This is a genomic window from Azospirillum sp. TSO5 (assembly GCF_003116065.1).
Lineage (GTDB): Bacteria > Pseudomonadota > Alphaproteobacteria > Azospirillales > Azospirillaceae > Azospirillum.
The window spans coordinates 1-18,445 of the sequence record NZ_LGQY01000015.1 but is presented as its reverse complement, the minus strand read 5'-3'; the positions used below and the strand labels follow the sequence as shown (position 1 = coordinate 18,445).

The window sequence follows — 18,445 nt, the reverse complement described above, 5'->3', positions numbered from 1 at the left end:
TGGTGTCGGGGGTATCTTGTCCCCTCATGAGCCGATGAACGTCGCCGCTCAGGCTTTCATTCCACTCGGAAGGAAAAGATTTGGTCGTATGGCGTCGGTCATAGATTTGTGATGGCCTCAGGCCCAGCCGTCCGACAGGCCGGGACGGGCGGCCGCCGGCGAGGCGAACAGGCTGGCCGGCTTGTAGGCCGGGCGGTCTGCCGGTCTGCCGAAATGATAGCCCTGGGCCAGCTCGAATCCCCAGGCGTTGAGCTGCGCCGCCTGGTCCGGCGTCTCCACCATCTCGGCGATCACCTGCACGCGGATCTCCCGGCACAGCCCGACCATGGCGCGCAGGATGGCGTCGTCGCGCGGGCTGCCGCCCAGCCGGCGGACATAGCTGCCGTCGATCTTCACGAAATCGACCGGCAGGGCCTGGATGTAGGGGAAGGACGCCGCTCCGGCGCCGAAATCGTCCAGGCAGATGCGGTGGCCGGCGCGGCGCAACTCCTCCAGCACGCGGGCGGCGCGCGGCAGGTCGGTCAGGCCGGTCGATTCGGTCACCTCCACCAGCAGGCGGGAGCGCAAAGCCGGGTCGCGGGCGACCAACCGCTGGAAGGCGACCACGAAAATGTCGCTGCCCAGCGAGGCCGCCGACATGTTCACGGCGATCTGCAGCGAGGGATCGGCGCTCAGCGTTTCCAGCGCCTTTTCGCAGACCAGCAAATCGACGTCATGGACCATGCCGATCTGCTCGGCGAAGGCGATGGTCGGGCCGGGGGCACCGTTGGGGAAGCGGGCCAGCGCCTCGTAATGGTGCAGGCCGCGGGTGGCGAGCGAGACGATGGGCTGGAACTGCAGCTTCAGCCGGTCGTCGGTCAGGGTGGTGCGCAGGCTGGTCACCCGCGTCACCGTCTGGTCGACCAGCAGCTTCACCGCGTCATGCATGGTGGAGATGTCGAATTTTGCCGTCTCCTCGGCGAAGCTCTTCACCGTGAACATCAGCACGCGTCCGGCATCCTCGCGGCTGAGGCCGGGTGCGGACATGTCGAGCGTCAGATTTTCCGAAGCCAGAGGCTGGCCGTCCGGCGACAGGCCGGCGCCAGTCACGGCGATTTCGTCGGCGAGCGCGCCGGCCGACAGGTCGCTGCCGTGGACGAGACCGAAACGGTCTTCTCCCAGCCGGGTCGCCAGCGTGTCGTCGGCGGCGTGGACGCGCAGCAGCGCCCCGACCTCTCCCAGCAGGCGTAGCGTCAGTTCCGGGCCCAGCCGCGATTTGACCTCGCCGAAGTCGGCGATCTTGATGAGGGTCAGCTTCGGCGGCGACTGGCCGACATCGACGCCGAAGCGCTCGCCCAGCTGCGCCTGGAAGGCCTCGGGGTCGAGCAGCCCGGTCTCCGCGTCGCGGGCCGGCGCGTCGGCTCCTTTGCTTTCCGACCGGGTCAGCGTCAGCTGCACGTTGGGCGAGCGGCCGAGCCGATAGCCGGACAGGGTGGCCTGTGCCCCGCCGGCCAGGGCGACCGTCCGCGGCTCCAGCCGCCGATTGGACCCGGCGGTGCGCAGCAGGCGCCGCACCAGCCCGCGGTCGCCGGCCGCCAGCATCCGGTCGACCGGCTGGCCGATCAGGTCGGCATCGGTGATGCCCAGGACATGCTGCAGGGCGCCGGCGGCGAAGCCGATGATTCCGCGGGCGTCCACCTCGATCAGCACATCCGCATTGGCAAATGCGAAGCCAAGGAAGCGTGCGACGTCCGATGTCATGATGCCTCGGCAAGGCTCGCGGTTGGGGCGGGAATCTCGGTGGGGTGGAACGGCGTGACCCTGCGCACCCGGCGAAATATTATGTCTACCGAAGGTTCGCATTCTAAACGTAAAGGAAATCCTACCACTATCGAAATTACGTTAGGTCAAATATCCGCGGCCCGGACGGCATGCAGCAGCCGGCAGGTGGCTGCTGGCGCTATCCTCTTGGGTTCAAACGGTTATTGTCACAGTCGGCGCCTCTTCCCCCTGTGCGGCATTTATGGTAAACAGCCTCCATGGTAGAGACCAGACGCACCGGCGACCGTTCGAACGAGTTGATCCGCCCCGACTCCGGTGGCGGTCGTGTTGCCGCGAGCGGCGCACGGGCACGTGCCGAAGGCGTCGTCCAGCAGGGACGGCAACGGGTTCCGAGCCTGCGTGAGCTGGCCGCCCTGGTGGTCAATGGCGTGCTGACGCTGCCGCGCAACTATCGCCGCGGCATGTTCCTCGACGTTCAGGTGTAGGCGGCCGCTTCCGGACCGAACAGTCGATCCATCAGCAGCGGCGGCAACTCGTACTGCGGCAGGCACAGGCTGGTGCTGCGGGCGTGCAGCGTGTGCAGGCACAGCCCCTCCGTGTCCGGGAAGGCGCCGACGCGGAAGCGTTCGCGCGCGGCCTTGACGAAGGGCGCGTCCTCGCAGGCGTTCACCGCCGGGAAGCGCACCGCCTCCCACACCGCACGCCGGTAGGCGTAGGAAAAGCCGTAACCGTCGAGATTGTCGGGAGAGGGCGGGGTGTCCGGCGCCTCGACATAGCTGCAGGCCTGCCGGCCCCAGCGGTGGTGCGAGCCGCCGCGGGCCGTGTCCCAATAGCCGAAGCGCCGATGCGGCACGCTGTAGAGGAACCAGCCGGACAGCTTCACCAGATCATGTCCCCGGTCGAGCCAGTCCAGCATCCGCTCCACATAGGTCGGCGCATAGAAGTCGTCGTCGTCCATGTGGACGATCACTGATCCCTTGGCATGTTCGGCCAGGATGTTGCGCTTCTCGCCGATGGCGTAGCGGCGGGGCGAATAGAAATATTTCAGCCGCGGATTGGCCAGCGCCTTCAGGTAGGCCGATGGGCGCGGGCTGTCGTCGAACACCAGCCACTCGATCTCGCCATGGGTTTGTGCCCGGATACAGGCATGAAGGCGCGGCAGGAACTCCTCGCGCTGCCAGGTGGGGGTAACGATGCTGACCAGGGAAGTGGGGGGCGTGGGCGTCATGGTCGTTTCTTGCTCGCACGGGCGGGCTGCGTGTAGACAGGCGTCAGCATAACACTGCCCCGGGCTCTAAACACGGGCCGGCGGTGGCGCGAAGGAAGGGAAAAGTGCCCGTGGGAGTGATCGACCGGATCTGGATCGTCTTCGCCGCGCTGAACGCCGCCATGGCGGTCGGCACCGGGGCCTATGCCAGTCACGCGCTGGCCGCCCAGCCGCAGGCGCAGGAATGGTTCCGCATCGCCGGGCAGTATCAGATGGCGCATGCGCTGGCGCTGGTGCTGCTGGTGGCGCTTGGCGGCCGGATCGGGAACGGCGGGATGGGCGGGCTGGCCCTGCGGCTCGCGGGATGGCTGTTCGTCGCCGGGATTCTGCTGTTCTGCGGCACGCTCTACGCGCTGGGCACCGTCGGACCGCTGCCGGTGCCGATGACGGCGCCGGCCGGCGGATGGAGCTTCATGCTGGGCTGGCTGGCGCTGGCGGTCGCGGCTCTGCGGGCGCGCGGCTGAGGTTTGCGCCCGTCAATCAGCCGGCCGTAGCGGCCCGCAGGTCGGACTGCTCGGCGACCGAGTCGCCGCTACGGCCGTCGCTGTCGGCGTCCTCCGCCGCGGGCGTGCAGTAGAGGCCGTGCAGCGTCGTCATGATCGTCTGCGCCTCGTGCCCATTCAGCGAATAGTAGATATTCTGGGCGCTGCGCCGCGTGCGGACCAGATTGTCGTTGCGCAGCCGGGCCAGATGTTGGGACAGCGCCGACTGGCTGAGCCCGACCAGATCCTCCAACTCGCCCACCGACCGCTCGCCCTGGCTCAGATGGCACAGGATGAGCAGCCTCCGCTCGTTGCACATTGCCTTCAACAGCGCACTTGCCCGGCGGGCGTTGGCCTGCAAATCCTCGATCTTCATCGCTCTACCGTCGCCCTGTCCGTTCCGATTCGTTTTTACGTGTCGTATTGTGCGCAGGCCGTCGTTGTACGACCCGGCAAAGAAAAATGCTCGTATCGTAGTATATTCGTATCGGGTGGCTATTGTCCACCTGTGGGAATCCGGCATGGCGACCGCGCCGCTGCTTGGCGCATGCGGCGGCTTGAGCGTCGCCATCATCGGCGGAGCGCCGTTTTTCTCGCACCGCGAAACAGAGCTGCTACAGATATATCAGCTTTCGGTTGTTAACAATAATCATTTGTAATGGCAGGCGACGGCCGGACCACAGCATCCGTCGTGACAGCGGCCGGCCGGTCGGGTAGCATTCCGCCATGACCGACCATCCTTTGAATACCAAGGGCTTGCAGTGCCCGCTGCCCGTTCTGCGCGCGCGAAAGGCCATCAAGGCCATCGCCGTCGGCGACACTTTGACGGTGGAGGCGACCGACCCCGGCGCCCGCAAGGATTTTCCGGCGTTCTGCGAAGCGACCGGCAACCGCCTGCTGTCCGTCACCGAAGAGGACGGCATCCTGCGCTTCGTCATCGAACGGGTGGCCTGAACCAGCGATCCTCCGCACCGGTTATACCCCGATCGCAGGGGGGCACGGATTGCCCTGGTTCCCGAAAGTGGGCTGTGACGAATCGTCCTGGATTCAGCCTGTACTTTCATTAGCGATCCGGGAAGAATGGTTTTTGGAAACGCTGCAATCGCCGCCCGAAAACCAACGATAACGACCGAAAAATCGATGTTCACCACCCTGTTCACCCACCCGGCGTGCCTGGAGCACGACACGGGTCTCGGTCATCCCGAATGCTCCGACCGCCTGCGCGCCGTGCTCGCCGCGCTGGAGACGGAGGAGTTCCACATGCTGGAACGGCAGGAGGCGCCGCGCGCCACGGTTGAACAGCTTCTGCGGGCGCATCCGCAGTCGCACATCGACCGCGTGCTGTCGCTGATCCCCGACGTGGAGCATGCGGGCGTCGATGCCGACACGGTCGTCTCCCCCGGATCGGGGGAGGCGGCGCTGCGTGCGGCCGGCGCGGTCTGCGCCGCGATCGACGCGGTGGCGACCGGCCAATCCCGCAACGCCTTCTGCGCCGTCCGCCCGCCCGGCCACCATGCGGAGCGGGAGAAGGCCATGGGCTTCTGCCTGTTCAACAACGCCGCCGTCGGCGCCTTCCACGCCCGCGCCGCCCATGGGCTGCAGCGGGTGGCGGTGATGGATTTCGACGTTCATCACGGCAACGGCACGCAGGACATCCTGCAGTTCGATTCCGACATGCTCTATTGCTCTACCCACCAGTCGCCGCTCTATCCCGGCACCGGCGATGCGGGGGAAAAGGGGGAGTACGGCAACTGCGTCAACGCGCCGCTGCCGGCCATGGCCGGGTCGCCGGAGTTCCGGCACGCGATGACGCATGTGATCCTGCCGGCCATCGACCATTTCAAGCCGGACCTGCTGATCATCTCCGCCGGGTTCGATGCCCATTCGCGCGATCCGCTGGCCGGCCTGCACCTGATCGACGATGATTTCGTCTGGGCCACCCGCAAGCTGGGCGAACTGGCCCGCACCCATTGCGGCGCAAGGATCGTCTCGGTGCTGGAAGGCGGCTACAACCTTCGGGCATTGGCGTCGGCAAGTGCGGCCCATGTGCGCGAACTGATGTACTGCTGACCAAAACCTTCCCCGCGCGACGGCAATCCCCTTCTCCCGAAAGGGGGAGGGGCTGCCCGAACGCATAGGCCGCACAGTGGCGGCACATAGTCCGCAAGGGGCGGGGGACGGGAGTGCCTCGGGCCTTGCGCCGGACGAGGGCGGGGCATACCTTCGCGGGCTTGAGGTTCCATCGATGGTTCAGTCCGACATGCCCCCTTCCGCCGCTTCCATTCCGAATCCTGGCGTTCCCATTCCGCCCGACATCGCCGCCCTCAGTTTCGAGGATGCGCTCGCCGAACTGGAGCGGATCGTCCGCCAGCTTGAGGAAGGCCGCGGCAAGCTCGACGACGCCATCTCCTCCTACGAACGCGGCACGGCGCTGAAGCGCCATTGCGAGATGAAGCTGCGCGAGGCGCAGGCCAAGATCGACCGCATCACCGTGAGCGCCGACGGCTCCCTCGGCACCGAACCCGCCCGGATCGACTGACGTGCAGACCATTTCCCAGACCGAATTGAAGTCCGCCATGGCGGAGATCGCGCAGGCCGTCGAGATGAAGATCGGCGCCCTGCTGCCGACCACCGATCTGGCGGAAGCGCGGGTGTTCGACGCCATGCGCTATGGCTGCCTGAACGGCGGCAAGCGGCTGCGCCCCTTCCTGGTGATGCAGTCGGCGGCGCTGTTCGGCGTCAACCCCGACTGCGCCATCCGGGCCGCCGCCGCGGTGGAGATGGTCCACAGCTATTCGCTGGTCCATGACGACCTGCCGGCGATGGACGACGGCGAGCTGCGCCGCGGCCGACCGACCTGCCACCGCCAGTTCGACGAGGCGACCGCCATCCTGGCCGGCGACGGTCTGCTGACGCTGGCGTTCGAGGTGCTGGCGGACCCGGCGACTCATGAGGATCCCAACATCCGCTGCCAACTGGTGTCGGCGCTGGCCAAGGCGGCCGGCGGCCACGGCATGGTCGGCGGCCAGATGCTGGACCTGATCGCGGAGCATGAGAGCTTCGATCTCGGCACCACCACCCGGCTGCAGCGCATGAAGACCGGCGAGATGATCGCCTTCTCCTGCGAGGCCGGCGGCATTCTGGGCAAGGCCAACCCGCCGCAGCGCACGGCGCTGCGCGCCTATGCCCACGACCTGGGGCTGGCTTTCCAGATCGTCGACGACCTGCTGGACGTGGAAGGCACGGCGGAAGAGACCGGAAAGACCGTCGGCCGCGACGCCCAGGCCGGGAAGGCGACCTTCGTGTCGATCCTCGGCCGCGACCGTGCCCGCGCCCAGGCGGAAATGCTGTCCCATCAGGCATCGCAGCACTTGGACATTTTCGATGGGCGTGCCGATATGTTGAAGGCCGTCGCCGACTTCGTCGTCGCGCGCCGCGCCTGACCAGAGCTTGAGGACCATCACGACGTGACCGCCACCAAGACCCCGCTGCTCGACCATTGTCCGACGCCAGCCAAGCTGCGGGCCCTCAAGCCCGAACAGCTCCGCCAGTTCGCAGACGAGTTGCGCACCGAGACGGTGGACGCCGTCTCGGTGACCGGCGGCCATCTCGGCGCCGGGCTGGGGGTGGTCGAGCTGACGGTGGCGCTGCATTACGTCTTCGACACGCCCTATGACCGGCTGATCTGGGACGTCGGGCACCAGTGCTATCCGCACAAAATCCTGACCGGACGGCGCGACCGCATCCGCACGCTGCGCATGGGCGGGGGCTTGAGCGGCTTCACCAAGCGGTCGGAGAGCGAGTACGACCCCTTCGGCGCCGGCCACAGCTCCACCTCCATCTCCGCCGGTCTCGGCATGGCGGTCGCCAGCAAGATGAAGGGCGAGCGGCGCAATGTCATCGCCGTGATCGGCGACGGCGCCATGAGCGCCGGCATGGCGTACGAGGCGATGAACAATGCGGCTTCCACCAAGTCGCGGCTGATCGTCATCCTCAACGACAATGACATGTCCATCGCCCCGCCGGTGGGTGCGATGAGCGCCTATCTGTCGCGGCTGATCTCGTCCAAGCCGTACCTGTCGCTGCGCCATCTGGCGAAGGAGATCGCCGACCAGTTGCCGCGTCCGCTGCGCAACGCCGCCCGCCGGGCGGAGGAATATGCCCGCGGCATGGTCACCGGCGGCACCCTGTTCGAGGAGCTGGGCTTCTACTACATCGGCCCGATCGACGGTCACAACCTGGACCACCTGCTGCCGGTGCTGCAGAACGTCCGCGATGCCGACGACGACAAGCCGGTGCTGATCCACGTCGTCACCAAGAAGGGCAAGGGCTATGGCCCGGCGGAGGAGTCGGCCGACAAGCTGCACGCCGTCGCCAAGTTCGACGTGGTGACCGGCGCCCAGTCCAAGCCGAAGTCCAACGCCCCGACCTACACCCGCGTCTTCGCCCAGAGCCTGATCGCCGAGGCGGCGGCCGACCCGACCATCGTCGGCATCACCGCCGCCATGCCGTCGGGCACCGGGCTGGACCTGTTCGGGGAGCGCTTCCCCGACCGCTGCTTCGACGTCGGCATCGCCGAACAGCATGCGGTGACCTTCGCCGCCGGCATGGCGACCGAGGGGTTCAAGCCCTTCTGCGCCATCTATTCGACCTTCCTGCAACGCGCCTACGATCAGGTCATCCATGACGTGGTGCTGCAGCATCTGCCGGTGCGCTTCGCGCTGGACCGCGCCGGGCTGGTGGGTGCGGACGGGGCGACCCATGCCGGATCCTTCGACACCGCCTATCTCGGCTGCCTGCCCGACATCGTCCTGATGGCGGCGGCGGACGAGCTGGAGCTGATGCACATGGTGGCGACGCAGGCCGCCATCGACGACCGTGCCTCGGCCCTGCGCTACCCGCGCGGCGAAGGCGTGGGGCTGGAACTGCCGGAACGCGGCAGCCTGCTGCCGATCGGCAAGGGCCGCATCCTGCAGGAAGGCACCAAGATCGCCATCCTCAGCTACGGCACCCGCCTGGGCGAGGCCCGGCGTGCCGCGGCGGAGCTGGCGGCGCGCGGCCTGTCGACCACCCTGGCCGACGCCCGCTTCGCCAAGCCGCTGGACGAGGATCTGGTCCGCCGGCTCGCGCTGGAGCACGAGGTACTGATCACCATTGAGGAGGGATCGGTCGGCGGGTTCGGCAGCTTCGTGCTGCAATTCCTGGCGACGGCCGGGCTGCTTGACGGCGGACTGAAGATCCGGCCGATGGTCCTGCCGGACCTCTATCTCGACCACGACTCGCCGGCCAAGCAGTATGAGACTGCCGGCCTGACCGCCCAGCAAATCGTCGGCACCGCGCTGCAGGCGCTGGGGATCGAGAGCGCTGCGGCGCGGGCCTGACCACTCCTTCCTCCACCCATTCGACGGGGGCATCCAAATGGCGTAATGCCATTTGTCTAGCGGCCTTTCGGGTTGTTGGACTGGTGTGGAGCGCGAGCGACGCCTTACACTTCCCAGGCTGAAATGGTAGCCCCCAGGAAATGGGGGAAGAGCCTGCGGCAGCGGATGGCTACGAGGTCAGGGGCGATGGCGCACATCATGGCGGTCACGGCATACCGCAACGCGGAGTTCGGCGCCGATCCGGGGGCGGATCGGGCGGCCGGCACCGATGTTGCGGGCGTCGGCATCGACGATCCGGCGCTGTTGCGCAGCCTGCTGGATCAGACGCCGACACCCACCGCCCTGGTGGAGGGGGAGGGCGACCGTTGCGCCTTCGCCAACGCCGCCTTCCGGGCGCTGGGCGCGGTCGCGGGAACCAACCTGACGGAGCGTTTTCCGGCCCTGTCGCTGTCCATGCTGATCGAGGCACGGCGAACCGGCCAGCCGCAGCGCAACCGGGCCGCCAGTGACCGCGCCGCCGATGGCGAGCGGTTCTGGGATGTGCGGGTCACCCCGATGCTGGGGGTCAATAGCGTGGTCCGCGCCCTGATCGTCACCGCCGAGGAGACGCCGGAATCGGCGGCCGAACATGACTGGCGGCTGCGCGACGTCAGCCACCGGCTGAAGAACACCCTGCAACTGGTCTCCAGCCTGCTGACCCTGCAGACCCTGTCGAGCAAGGACCCCGAGGTCCGCCGCGCCCTGCAGAGCGCCGGCGGACGGGTCGGCATCGTCACCCAGGCCCACCAGCGCACCCACGGCGCCCTGCGGGCCGGCACCGTCGACATGGCGGTCCATCTGCGCGAACTGTGCCAGGAACTTGAGGCGACGCTGCCCGGTGCCCACCGCGTCAAGGTTACGGCCGAAACGACCGAGATGCCGATGGAATCGGTCATTCCCTTCAGCCTGATCGTCAGCGAACTGGTCGGCAACGCGGCACGCCACGCCTTTCCCGCCGGAGTGCCCGGCGATATCGACGTGCGGCTCGGCCGTGGCGACGGTGGCCGCATCCATCTGGAAGTTGTCGACCGAGGTATTGGCCTGCCACAGGGCCTGGACGTCGCCCGTGCGTCGACGCTGGGGCTGAAGGTGGTGCGCGCCTTCGTCGGTCAACTGCGCGGCCGGCTGACAGCCGATAGCAGCCCCTATGGCACCCGCGTGTCGGTGGATTTTCCGCCGGCCTGACGTCTGGCCGGCCGCCGCCTGGAACCGGGGCTTGCCCTTGCGGCGGTTCCGCGTCAGGAATGCGCCGTCACGAGCGAGCGAAGGGCGACGGCATGGCACGGGTGAGGGTTGACGTGGCGCTGGTGGAGCGCGGGCTGGCGGAAAGCCGTGCTAGAGCGCAGGCGCTGATCCTGGCCGGGCTGGTCTATTCCGAGACGAAGCGCATCGACAAGGCCGGCGACCTGATCGCGGCGGAGGCCCCGCTGGCGGTCAAGGGGCAGGACCATCCCTGGGTGTCGCGCGGCGGGCTGAAGTTGGTGAAGGGGCTCGACGTCTTCGCCATCGACCCGACCGGCCTGACCGCGGTCGATGTCGGCGCCTCCACCGGCGGCTTCACCGACGTGCTGCTGACCCGCGGTGCCGCCAAGGTCTATGCCGTCGATGTCGGCCATGGCCAACTGGCGTGGAAGTTGCGCACCGACCCCCGCGTGGTGGTTCTGGAGAAGACCAACGCCCGCCATCTGACTACTGCCGAGATTCCGGATCCGGTCGACCTCGTGGTGTGCGACGCCAGCTTCATCGGCCTGGAGATCGTGCTGCCGGCGGCGCTGGCTCTCGTGGTGCCGGGCGGGCGGCTGGTCGCTCTCATCAAGCCGCAGTTCGAGGTCGGCAAGGGCCGCGTCGGCAAGGGTGGCGTGGTGCGCGAGCCGGAACTGCATAGGGAAGTCTGCGACCGCATCCGCGCGTGGCTGGATGCCCTGCCGGGCTGGCGTGTGCTGGACATCACCGAAAGCCCGATCACCGGACCGGAAGGGAACAAGGAGTTCCTGATCGGCGCGGTCAAGGATCTGTCTCCGGATTCTGCGGTCGATGGCGGCCTCGACCGTCCGGGTTGACCGGGTTCGGGCGAAGGCTGTGCCCGATCGATTGTTCTACGCCGAAGGGTCGATGAGGATAGCCCAGGCTGCGCCCTGTCACTCAACGCATTAGATTTGGACGACCGCGTTTAACGGTCAGGATCGCTGCGTGCAGAATTATCTTCGTCCATTGATCCTCCACCTCACCCCGGAGCCGTGCGTCGCAACCGCCTGTTGCCCGAGTTTTGGCTGATGGCGGCCGGGGCTGGCCAGGACTTGGCGCTTCAGAACTTGGCGGTTCAGAACTTGGCGGTTCAGGATTTGGCGATTGCGCGCCGGACTCCCAGCCGCGTGCTTGCAGGCACCGCCGCCGTCACGCCCGGGACGGCCGCCCGGCTACCCCGCCTCTGCGGATTACCCGCTCATTTCCAGCCGGATTTTCAGACGGTGCATGACTTTCCGCATGCGCGGCGTGTTGTTTCAGACATTCCGCACTGCGCTCCGGCGCATGCGTTGCCCGACACCCCATCAACGGATATCCCAGCCCGCCATGGCCGCATCCTCTGAACAGCTGCACAAGGCGCGAACCGGCGTTGCCGGTCTTGACGACATCCTCGCCGGCGGCCTCGCCCGCGATCGTGTCTTCCTGCTCGAGGGCAGCCCCGGCACCGGCAAGACCACGATTGCCCTGCAGTTCCTGCTGGACGGCGCGGCGGCCGGTGAATCCGGACTCTACATCACCCTGTCGGAGACCGAGGGCGAACTGCGCAACGCCGCAGCCGCGCATGGCTGGACGCTTGGCGACGAGATCACGGTGTTCGAACTGGTTCCGCCGGAGAGCCTGCTCGACGAGGCGCACCAGCAGAGTCTGCTCTATTCGTCCGACCTCGAACTCGGCGAGACGACCAAGCTGATGTTCGAGGCGATCGGGCGGAGCAAACCGATGCGGATCGTCCTCGACAGCCTGTCGGAGATCCGGCTGCTGGCCCAGAGTTCATTGCGATACCGGCGCCAGATCCTCGCCCTCAAGCATTATTTCGCCCGGCACGGCGCCACCGTGCTGCTGCTCGACGACCTGACCACCGACACCATGGACAAGACGGTCCACAGCATCGCGCACGGCGTGATCCGCCTGGAGATGCTGACGCCGGCCTATGGCGCGGAGCGGCGGCGCTTGCGTGTGCTCAAGTACCGTGGGCAGGCATATCGCGGCGGCTACCACGACTGTACGATCACCACTGGCGGTTTCCAGGTGTTCCCCCGGCTGGTCGCTGCCGAACATCGGACCGGCTTCGCCGGAGAACGGCTGGCCAGCGGCATCGCCGAACTCGACACGCTGCTGGGCGGCGGCATGGAGCGCGGGTCGAGCGCCCTGATCATCGGACCGGCCGGGACCGGAAAGTCGCTGCTGGCGCTTCAGTTCACGGTGGCCGCCGTCGCACGGGGAGAGCGGGCCGCGTTGTTCGTCTTCGATGAGGAGCTTGGCCTGCTGTTCGCCCGAACCAGGGAGATGGGCTTCGATCTTGAAGCCTTGCGGGATCGCGGCAGCCTGGTCATCGAGCAGGTGGATGCGGCGGAACTGGCGCCCGGCGAGTTCACCCACCGGGTCCGTGCCTGCGTCGACGACCACCAGATCCGCACCGTGGTGATCGACAGCCTCAACGGTTATCAGGCGGCCATGCCGGAAGAACAGCTTCTGGTTCTGCATCTTCACGAATTGCTGCTGTACCTGAACCGTCAGGGTGTGACGACCTTCCTCACCATCGCGCAGCATGGCCTGATCGGTGACATGCAGGCGCCGGTCGACGTCACCTATCTGGCCGATACCGTCGTACTCCTGCGCTATTTCGAGGCGCTGGGCCGCGTCCGCCGGGCGATCTCGGTGATCAAGAAGCGCGCCGGTCCGCATGAGGACACCATCCGCGAGTACCGGGTCACCGAGAGGGGCATCAGCATGGGGCCGCCGCTGGACGCGTTCCAGGGGGTGCTGCGCGGCGTGCCGGTCTATATCGGCCAGGGCGGACCTCTGCTTAAGGACGATCCGGCTTGAGCGAGGCTGTCACCACGGAGCGCGCGCTGATCCTGGCGCCGCATGGTCGGGATGCCACCGTCGCGTCCGCCTTGCTGGGCGAAGTCGGGATCGCCGCGCACGCCTGCCCCGACCTGCCGGCGCTTTGCACGGCGCTGGAGGAGGGGGCCGGATTGCTCATCCTGGCGGAGGAGGCGGTTCGCACCGCCGATCTCCAGGGGCTTGTCGCCTGGATCGCCGCGCAGCCGCCATGGTCGGACCTTCCCGCCATTCTGCTCACCCTGCGGGGCGACGGCGCCGAGCGCACGCCGGAGGCCGCGCGCCTGACCGAACTGCTCGGCAACGTCACCTTCGTGGAGCGCCCCTTCCACCCGACCACCCTGATCAGCGTCGTACGGACCTGCCTGCGCGGCCGGCGCAGGCAGTATGAGGCGAGGGCGAGGCTGGTAGAGCGCGAGCGTCTGCTGGCGGATCTCGCCGACGAACGGGCACGCTTCGAAACACTGGTGGAGCACCTGCCGGTGGGGGTGAACCTGATGGACCGGAACGGCCGGACCATATTGTCCAACCCGGCCTTCCGGAGCTTTCTTCCGAACAGTGTCATTCCCTCCCGGGAGCCGGGAGGTGAGGAGAGTTGGATCGCCTACGACGCGAATGGCCACCGTCTGTCAGGCGATTGCTATCCCGGAGCGCGTGCGCTGCGCGGCGAGACCGTCACCGGCATCGAGTTCATCCATCGTCCCGCCGGCGGTCAGCCGGTCTGGACCCGTGTCAGTGGCTTGCCTGTGCGGGATTCCACCGGCAAGGCAGCCGGAGCGCTCGCCGTCATTGTCGACATCACCGACCAGAAGACGGCGCAGGAGGCGCTTCAACGCCTGACCGAGACGCTGGAATCCAAGGTGCAGGAACGCACCCGGGAATTGGCGGCGACGCTCGACCAACTGCGCGACGAGATCCGCGACCGCGAACGCGCCGAAGAGCAACTGCGCCAGACGCAGAAGCTGGAGACCCTCGGCCAGCTTACCGGCGGTGTCGCGCACGACTTCAACAATCTGCTGATGGCGGTTCTCGGCAATCTGGAGCTTCTGCGCAAACGCCTTCCCGCCGACCCGACGACGGAGCGCCTTTTCGACGGCGCCATGCAGGGAGCCCAACGCGGAGCGATACTGACCCAAAGGCTTCTGGCTTTCGCCCGACGCCAGGATCTGCAGCCGCAGGCGGTGGACCTTGCCGGGTTGCTGGACGGCATGAAAACACTGCTGGAGCGTTCGGTCGGCCCGCGCGTCGTCACCCGCATCGACGCCCGTCCTGCGACGGCGCCGGCGCTGATCGATCCCAACCAGCTCGAGCTGGCGATCCTGAATCTCGCCGTGAATGCCCGCGATGCCATGCCCGACGGCGGCACGCTCACCGTGACGGTGGACGAGGCGCCGGTCCCCGTCGCGTCTGGACTGCCGCCCGGGTCCTACCCGTATGTGAGCGTGCGGGACACCGGCACAGGGATGGATGAGGGAACGCTTGCTCGGGCGATCGAGCCGTTCTTCTCGACCAAGGGCATCGGCAAAGGCACCGGGCTGGGGTTGTCGATGGTCCACGGCTTGGCGGTGCAGTCCGGCGGTGCCTTCCGGCTGTCGAGCGTACCGGGCCAGGGGGCCCTCGTTGAGCTGTGGCTGCCGAAGGCGACGACACCGGCCCAGGCGGCCGAGTTGCCGCCGGCCCCGGCGGCCGACGTGTCTCCCGCCGTGGTTCTGGTGGTCGACGATGACGCGCTGATCGCCATGAGCACCGTCGATATGCTGGCCGACCTCGGACACACGGTCCTTGAAGCGGGATCGGGTGTCGAGGCACTGGAGCTTCTGCGCAGCGGGCAGGCGGTCGACCTGCTGCTGACGGACTATGCGATGCCCGGCATGACCGGCGTCGAGCTTGCCCAGGCGGCCCGTACCATGGCTCCGGACCTGCCGGTGCTGCTGGCGACGGGATATGCCGACCTGCCGGAGGGCGTCGTCGCCGATCTGCCGCGGCTTGCCAAGCCATACACGCAGCACCAACTCGCCGTGGCGACAGCCAAGCTGTTGGCCGAGACGGCAAGGACTTCGGCACATGCCAAGCCGGGTGACGATCTCCACCTGGAGCCGCAAACCGGAACTCACCGTTAGGGACACACAAAAACACGCCGACGCCGGTGCCTTCCTCGGCACCGGCGTCTCGACGGAGGGCGATTTTTACTTCATGGAGGGGAAGGCGAACTGGGCGCCTTCGCGGATCCCGCCGGTCGGCCAGCGTTGGGTGATGGTCTTGCGGCGGGTGTAGAAGCGCACGCCGTCCGGACCATAGGCCGACAGATCGCCGAACAGCGACCGCTTCCAACCGCCGAAGCTGTGGTAGGCGACCGGGACCGGCAGCGGCACGTTGATGCCGACCATGCCGACCTTGATCATGTCGCCGAAATAGCGGGCGGCCTCGCCGTCGCGGGTGAACAGGCAGGTGCCATTGCCGTATTCGTGGGCGTCGATCAGGTCCATGCCCTCCTGCATCGACTTCACCCGGACGAGGCACAGCACCGGGCCGAAGATCTCCTCCCGGTAGATGGTCATCTCCGGGGTGACGCGGTCGAACAAGCAACCGCCCAGGAAATTGCCGTTCTCGTGCCCCGGCACCACCAGCCCGCGGCCGTCCACCACCAGCTCCGCGCCCTCTGCGACGCCCTGGTCGACATAGGCCTTCACCTTCTCGAAATGCGCCCGGGTGACCAGCGGCCCCATCTCGCAGCCGGCCGAGGTGCCGGCGCCGACCTTCAGGTCGCGCAGCGCCACTGACAGCTTGTCCTTCAGCCGGTCGGCCACCTCGTCGCCAACCGCGACGACGACGGAGATCGCCATGCAGCGCTCGCCGCAGGAGCCATAGGCTGCGCCCATCAGCGCGTTGACGGCGTTGTCCAGATCGGCGTCGGGCATGACGATGGCGTGGTTCTTGGCCCCGCCCAGTGCCTGCACCCGCTTTCCATGGGCGCTGGCGGTCGAATAGACATACTCGGCGATCGGGGTGGAGCCGACGAAGCTGACGCCCTGCACCCGCGGGTCGGTCAGCAGCGTGTCCACCGCCTCCTTGTCGCCGTTGACGACGTTCAGCACGCCCGGCGGCAGGCCCGCCTCCAGCGCCAGCTGGGCGATGTAGAGGGCGGAGCTGGGGTCGCGCTCCGACGGCTTCAGGACGAAGGTGTTCCCGCAGGCGATGGCGATCGGGTACATCCACAGCGGGACCATCGCCGGGAAATTGAACGGCGTGATGCCGGCGACGACGCCCAGCGGCTGGAATTCCGACCAGCTGTCGATGGCCGGCCCGACATTCTTGGAGAACTCGCCCTTCAGCAGTTCGGGTACGCCGCAGGCATATTCGACATTCTCGATGCCGCGGGTCAGCTCGCCGAAGGCGTCGTCCAGGACCTTGCCGTGCTCCGCCGTGATGAGGGCGCAGATGCGCTCGGCGTTGTCTTCCAGCAGCTGCTTGAAGCGGTACATGACGCGGGCGCGCTTGGCCGGCGGCGTGGCACGCCAGGCCGGGAAGGCGGCCTCGGCGGCGGCGATGGCCTCTTCCACCGTGGCACGGGATGCCAAGGCGACCTGTCCTGCCACGTCACCGGTGGCGGGATTGACGATGTCGGCGGTGCGGGTGCCGGCGGGCGCGTCAGTCTTGCCGCCGATCAGGTGGGCAACGGTGGTCATGGTGGAATCCTATGGAGAGTTTTGGCGCTGCGTGCTGCGGATGCCCCCTCCCTAACCGTCCCCCGCTTTCAGCGGTGGAGGGGACTGCCGCCATATCGCAAATCTTCCCCTCTCCCGCGAAGCGGGGGAGGGAGGGGCCCGCGGCGGAGCCGTGGGAGGGAGGGGGCTTTGCCCGTGTCGGCCTTACGCCGTTGCCTGGATGGCGTCGGCGACGACGTCGAACAGGCGGTCGAGGTCGGCCGGTTCGCTGTAGAAATGCGGGCCGAACTGGAGCGTGTCGCCGCCGAAGCGGACGTAATAGCCGGCTTTCCAGCACTTCTCGCCGATCTCGTAGGGCCGGCGGGCCGGCTCGCCCGGAAGCGGGGCGATGGTGACGGCGCCCGTCAGGCCGTAGTTGCGGATGTCGGCGACGTTCTTCAGCCCCTTCAGCCCATGGATCAGGTTCTCGAAATGCGGCGCCAGCGCTGCGGCCTTTTCCCACAGCTTCTCCCGCTCGAAGATGTCGAGCGCGGCCAGACCGGCGGCGCAGGCGACCGGATGGGCGGAATAGGTGTAGCCGTGCGGGAACTCCACCATGTATTCCGGCCCGCCATTGTCCATGAAGGCCTGGTAGATGTCGTGCTTCGCCACGACAGCCCCCATCGGAACGGCGCCGTTGGTCAGGCCCTTGGCGACGTTCATGATGTCCGGGACCACGCCGAAGGCGTCGGCGCCGAAGGGGGCGCCCATGCGGCCGAAGCCGGTGATGACCTCGTCGAAAATCAGCAGGATGGAATGCTTGTCGCAGATTTCGCGCAGCCGCTGCAGGTAGCCCTTCGGCGGCGGCAGCACCCCGGCCGAGCCGGCCAGCGGCTCGACGATCACGGCGGCGATGTTGGAGGCGTCGTGCAGCGCCACCAGTTCCTCCAGCGCGTCGGCCAGGAAGGCGCCTTCCTCCGGCATGCCCTTCACGAACAGGTTCTGCGGCAGCAGGGTGTGGGGCAGATGGTCGGCGTCGACGCCGGTGCCGAACAGCTTGCGGTTGCCGCCGATGCCGCCCAGGCTGGTGCCGCCGAAATTGACGCCGTGATAGCCCTTGGACCGGCCGATCAGCTTGGTCTTGGTCGGCTGGCCCTTCATCCGCCAATAGGCCCGCGCCATCTTCAGCGAGGTGTCGGCCGCTTCGGAGCCGGAACCGACGAAGAAGACATGGTCGAGGCCGGCCGGGGTCATCGACGCCAGCTTGTGCGCCAGCTTGAAGGCGGCCGGATGGCCGTGCTGGAAGGCGGGGCTGTAATCCAGTTCGGCGATCTGGCGGGCGACCGCCTCGGAGATCTCGCGGCGGCAGTGGCCGGCGCCGCTGCACCACAGGCCGGACAGGCTGTCGTAAATCTTGCGGCCTTCGGCATCCCAGTACCAGGTCCCCTCCGCCTTCACGATCATGCGGGGGTTGTTCTTGAACTGGCGGTTGCCGCTGAACGGCATCCAATGGGCGTCAAGTTCCTCGCGCGTCAGTCCGGCGGCCTTGTCGAAAGACTGGCCGAGGGACTGGGTTTGATCGCTGTCCAGGGGTGCCATCCGCTGTTCTCCCGCATCCGTTAGGGGCGCTGTCGCCGGAGAGTGTGCGCGGTTCCTGGTTGTGATTAAATCCAAACTATAAGAACTTCACATAACCGTCCGCTTACCTATCATGCCCACATCCCTCACGGTTCCAGCATGAGCAAGCCCACCCGGTCCCCCGCCCGCCCCCCCACCCGACCC

At 67.5% G+C, this 18,445-nt stretch carries 18 protein-coding genes; 13 read left to right on the top strand and 5 right to left on the bottom strand.

Going from position 1 to position 18,445, the window contains the following annotated elements:
* Positions 1-117: 117 nt before the first annotated feature.
* On the bottom strand, positions 118-1,740 hold the full coding sequence (locus TSO5_RS03680; protein ID WP_109150304.1) for an EAL domain-containing protein: 1,623 nt from the start codon (positions 1,738-1,740) through the stop codon (positions 118-120).
* 278 nt (positions 1,741-2,018) lie between these two features.
* On the opposite strand from TSO5_RS03680, the gene TSO5_RS03675 reads away from it, so the two are divergent.
* On the top strand, positions 2,019-2,246 hold the full coding sequence (locus TSO5_RS03675; protein ID WP_109150303.1) for a hypothetical protein: 228 nt from the start codon (positions 2,019-2,021) through the stop codon (positions 2,244-2,246).
* Here TSO5_RS03675 and TSO5_RS03670 read toward each other — a convergent pair.
* Positions 2,237-2,989 carry a glycosyltransferase family 2 protein gene (locus TSO5_RS03670; protein ID WP_109150302.1) on the bottom strand — a complete coding sequence of 251 codons (753 nt, stop codon included), beginning with the start codon at positions 2,987-2,989 and terminating at the stop codon, positions 2,237-2,239. The genes TSO5_RS03675 and TSO5_RS03670 overlap by 10 nt on opposite strands.
* A gap of 104 nt (positions 2,990-3,093) precedes the next feature.
* Between TSO5_RS03670 and TSO5_RS03665 the strand changes: the two genes are divergently transcribed.
* Positions 3,094-3,492 (top strand): DUF423 domain-containing protein, encoded by a 399-nt coding sequence (locus tag TSO5_RS03665; RefSeq protein ID WP_247870576.1) that lies wholly within the window; start codon positions 3,094-3,096, stop codon positions 3,490-3,492.
* Between the two features lie 16 nt (positions 3,493-3,508).
* Here TSO5_RS03665 and TSO5_RS03660 read toward each other — a convergent pair whose 3' ends face one another.
* Positions 3,509-3,886, bottom strand: a complete 378-nt coding sequence (locus tag TSO5_RS03660) for a metalloregulator ArsR/SmtB family transcription factor (RefSeq protein ID WP_109150300.1) — start codon at positions 3,884-3,886, stop codon at positions 3,509-3,511.
* A gap of 145 nt (positions 3,887-4,031) precedes the next feature.
* Here TSO5_RS03660 and TSO5_RS32585 point away from each other — a divergent pair, with 145 nt between their 5' ends.
* The 11 genes from TSO5_RS32585 (at position 4,032) to TSO5_RS03615 (ending at position 15,139) form a co-directional block, all read left to right on the top strand.
* Positions 4,032-4,169 (top strand): hypothetical protein, encoded by a 138-nt coding sequence (locus TSO5_RS32585; RefSeq protein WP_158282349.1) that lies wholly within the window; start codon positions 4,032-4,034, stop codon positions 4,167-4,169.
* Between the two features lie 67 nt (positions 4,170-4,236).
* Positions 4,237-4,464 (top strand): sulfurtransferase TusA family protein, encoded by a 228-nt coding sequence (locus TSO5_RS03655; protein WP_109150299.1) that lies wholly within the window; start codon positions 4,237-4,239, stop codon positions 4,462-4,464.
* Positions 4,465-4,650: 186 nt separating this feature from the next.
* A complete protein-coding gene (locus tag TSO5_RS03650) occupies positions 4,651-5,580 on the top strand; it encodes a histone deacetylase family protein (protein WP_109150298.1) in 930 nt (309 codons plus the stop codon).
* A gap of 175 nt (positions 5,581-5,755) precedes the next feature.
* The gene (locus TSO5_RS03645; protein WP_247870575.1) at positions 5,756-6,049 is read left to right on the top strand and encodes an exodeoxyribonuclease VII small subunit; all 294 of its coding nucleotides are present in this window, start codon (positions 5,756-5,758) and stop codon (positions 6,047-6,049) included.
* A 1-nt stretch (position 6,050) separates the two neighbouring features.
* Positions 6,051-6,953, top strand: a complete 903-nt coding sequence (locus TSO5_RS03640; RefSeq protein WP_199230796.1) for a polyprenyl synthetase family protein — start codon at positions 6,051-6,053, stop codon at positions 6,951-6,953.
* A gap of 24 nt (positions 6,954-6,977) precedes the next feature.
* Entirely contained in the window at positions 6,978-8,891 is a 1,914-nt protein-coding gene (gene dxs / locus TSO5_RS03635; RefSeq protein ID WP_109150297.1) for a 1-deoxy-D-xylulose-5-phosphate synthase, read from the top strand.
* A gap of 198 nt (positions 8,892-9,089) precedes the next feature.
* On the top strand, positions 9,090-10,115 hold the full coding sequence (locus TSO5_RS03630) for a sensor histidine kinase (RefSeq protein ID WP_247870574.1): 1,026 nt from the start codon (positions 9,090-9,092) through the stop codon (positions 10,113-10,115).
* A gap of 92 nt (positions 10,116-10,207) precedes the next feature.
* The gene (locus tag TSO5_RS03625) at positions 10,208-10,990 is read left to right on the top strand and encodes a TlyA family RNA methyltransferase (protein ID WP_109150295.1); all 783 of its coding nucleotides are present in this window, start codon (positions 10,208-10,210) and stop codon (positions 10,988-10,990) included.
* 177 nt (positions 10,991-11,167) lie between these two features.
* The gene (locus TSO5_RS32580) at positions 11,168-11,518 is read left to right on the top strand and encodes a hypothetical protein (RefSeq protein ID WP_158282348.1); all 351 of its coding nucleotides are present in this window, start codon (positions 11,168-11,170) and stop codon (positions 11,516-11,518) included.
* Positions 11,502-13,001, top strand: a complete 1,500-nt coding sequence (locus TSO5_RS03620) for an ATPase domain-containing protein (RefSeq protein ID WP_109150294.1) — start codon at positions 11,502-11,504, stop codon at positions 12,999-13,001. The genes TSO5_RS32580 and TSO5_RS03620 overlap by 17 nt, the downstream gene beginning before the upstream one ends.
* Positions 12,998-15,139: an ATP-binding protein gene (locus TSO5_RS03615; protein WP_109150293.1), complete on the top strand. Its 2,142-nt coding sequence runs from the start codon at positions 12,998-13,000 to the stop codon at positions 15,137-15,139. The genes TSO5_RS03620 and TSO5_RS03615 overlap by 4 nt, the downstream gene beginning before the upstream one ends.
* A gap of 66 nt (positions 15,140-15,205) precedes the next feature.
* Here TSO5_RS03615 and TSO5_RS03610 read toward each other — a convergent pair whose 3' ends face one another.
* Both TSO5_RS03610 and TSO5_RS03605 read right to left on the bottom strand, forming a co-directional pair.
* Positions 15,206-16,705 (bottom strand): CoA-acylating methylmalonate-semialdehyde dehydrogenase, encoded by a 1,500-nt coding sequence (locus TSO5_RS03610; protein WP_109150292.1) that lies wholly within the window; start codon positions 16,703-16,705, stop codon positions 15,206-15,208.
* 183 nt (positions 16,706-16,888) lie between these two features.
* A complete protein-coding gene (locus TSO5_RS03605) occupies positions 16,889-18,262 on the bottom strand; it encodes an aspartate aminotransferase family protein (RefSeq protein WP_109150291.1) in 1,374 nt (457 codons plus the stop codon).
* Positions 18,263-18,445 lie beyond the last annotated feature (183 nt).

Excerpts from the sequence above, each read along its gene's own strand:
- TSO5_RS03680 (WP_109150304.1), bottom strand. The coding sequence starts at position 1,740 with ATGACATCGGACGTCGCACGCTTCCTTGGCTTCGCATTTGCCAATGCG.
- TSO5_RS03675 (WP_109150303.1), top strand. The coding sequence starts at position 2,019 with ATGGTAGAGACCAGACGCACCGGCGACCGTTCGAACGAGTTGATCCGC.
- TSO5_RS03670 (WP_109150302.1), bottom strand. The coding sequence starts at position 2,989 with ATGACGCCCACGCCCCCCACTTCCCTGGTCAGCATCGTTACCCCCACC.
- TSO5_RS03660 (WP_109150300.1), bottom strand. The coding sequence starts at position 3,886 with ATGAAGATCGAGGATTTGCAGGCCAACGCCCGCCGGGCAAGTGCGCTG.
- TSO5_RS32585 (WP_158282349.1), top strand. The coding sequence starts at position 4,032 with ATGGCGACCGCGCCGCTGCTTGGCGCATGCGGCGGCTTGAGCGTCGCC.
- TSO5_RS03655 (WP_109150299.1), top strand. The coding sequence starts at position 4,237 with ATGACCGACCATCCTTTGAATACCAAGGGCTTGCAGTGCCCGCTGCCC.
- TSO5_RS03650 (WP_109150298.1), top strand. The coding sequence starts at position 4,651 with ATGTTCACCACCCTGTTCACCCACCCGGCGTGCCTGGAGCACGACACG.
- TSO5_RS03645 (WP_247870575.1), top strand. The coding sequence starts at position 5,756 with ATGGTTCAGTCCGACATGCCCCCTTCCGCCGCTTCCATTCCGAATCCT.
- TSO5_RS03630 (WP_247870574.1), top strand. The coding sequence starts at position 9,090 with ATGGCGGTCACGGCATACCGCAACGCGGAGTTCGGCGCCGATCCGGGG.
- TSO5_RS03625 (WP_109150295.1), top strand. The coding sequence starts at position 10,208 with ATGGCACGGGTGAGGGTTGACGTGGCGCTGGTGGAGCGCGGGCTGGCG.
- TSO5_RS03620 (WP_109150294.1), top strand. The coding sequence starts at position 11,502 with ATGGCCGCATCCTCTGAACAGCTGCACAAGGCGCGAACCGGCGTTGCC.
- TSO5_RS03610 (WP_109150292.1), bottom strand. The coding sequence starts at position 16,705 with ATGACCACCGTTGCCCACCTGATCGGCGGCAAGACTGACGCGCCCGCC.
- TSO5_RS03605 (WP_109150291.1), bottom strand. The coding sequence starts at position 18,262 with ATGGCACCCCTGGACAGCGATCAAACCCAGTCCCTCGGCCAGTCTTTC.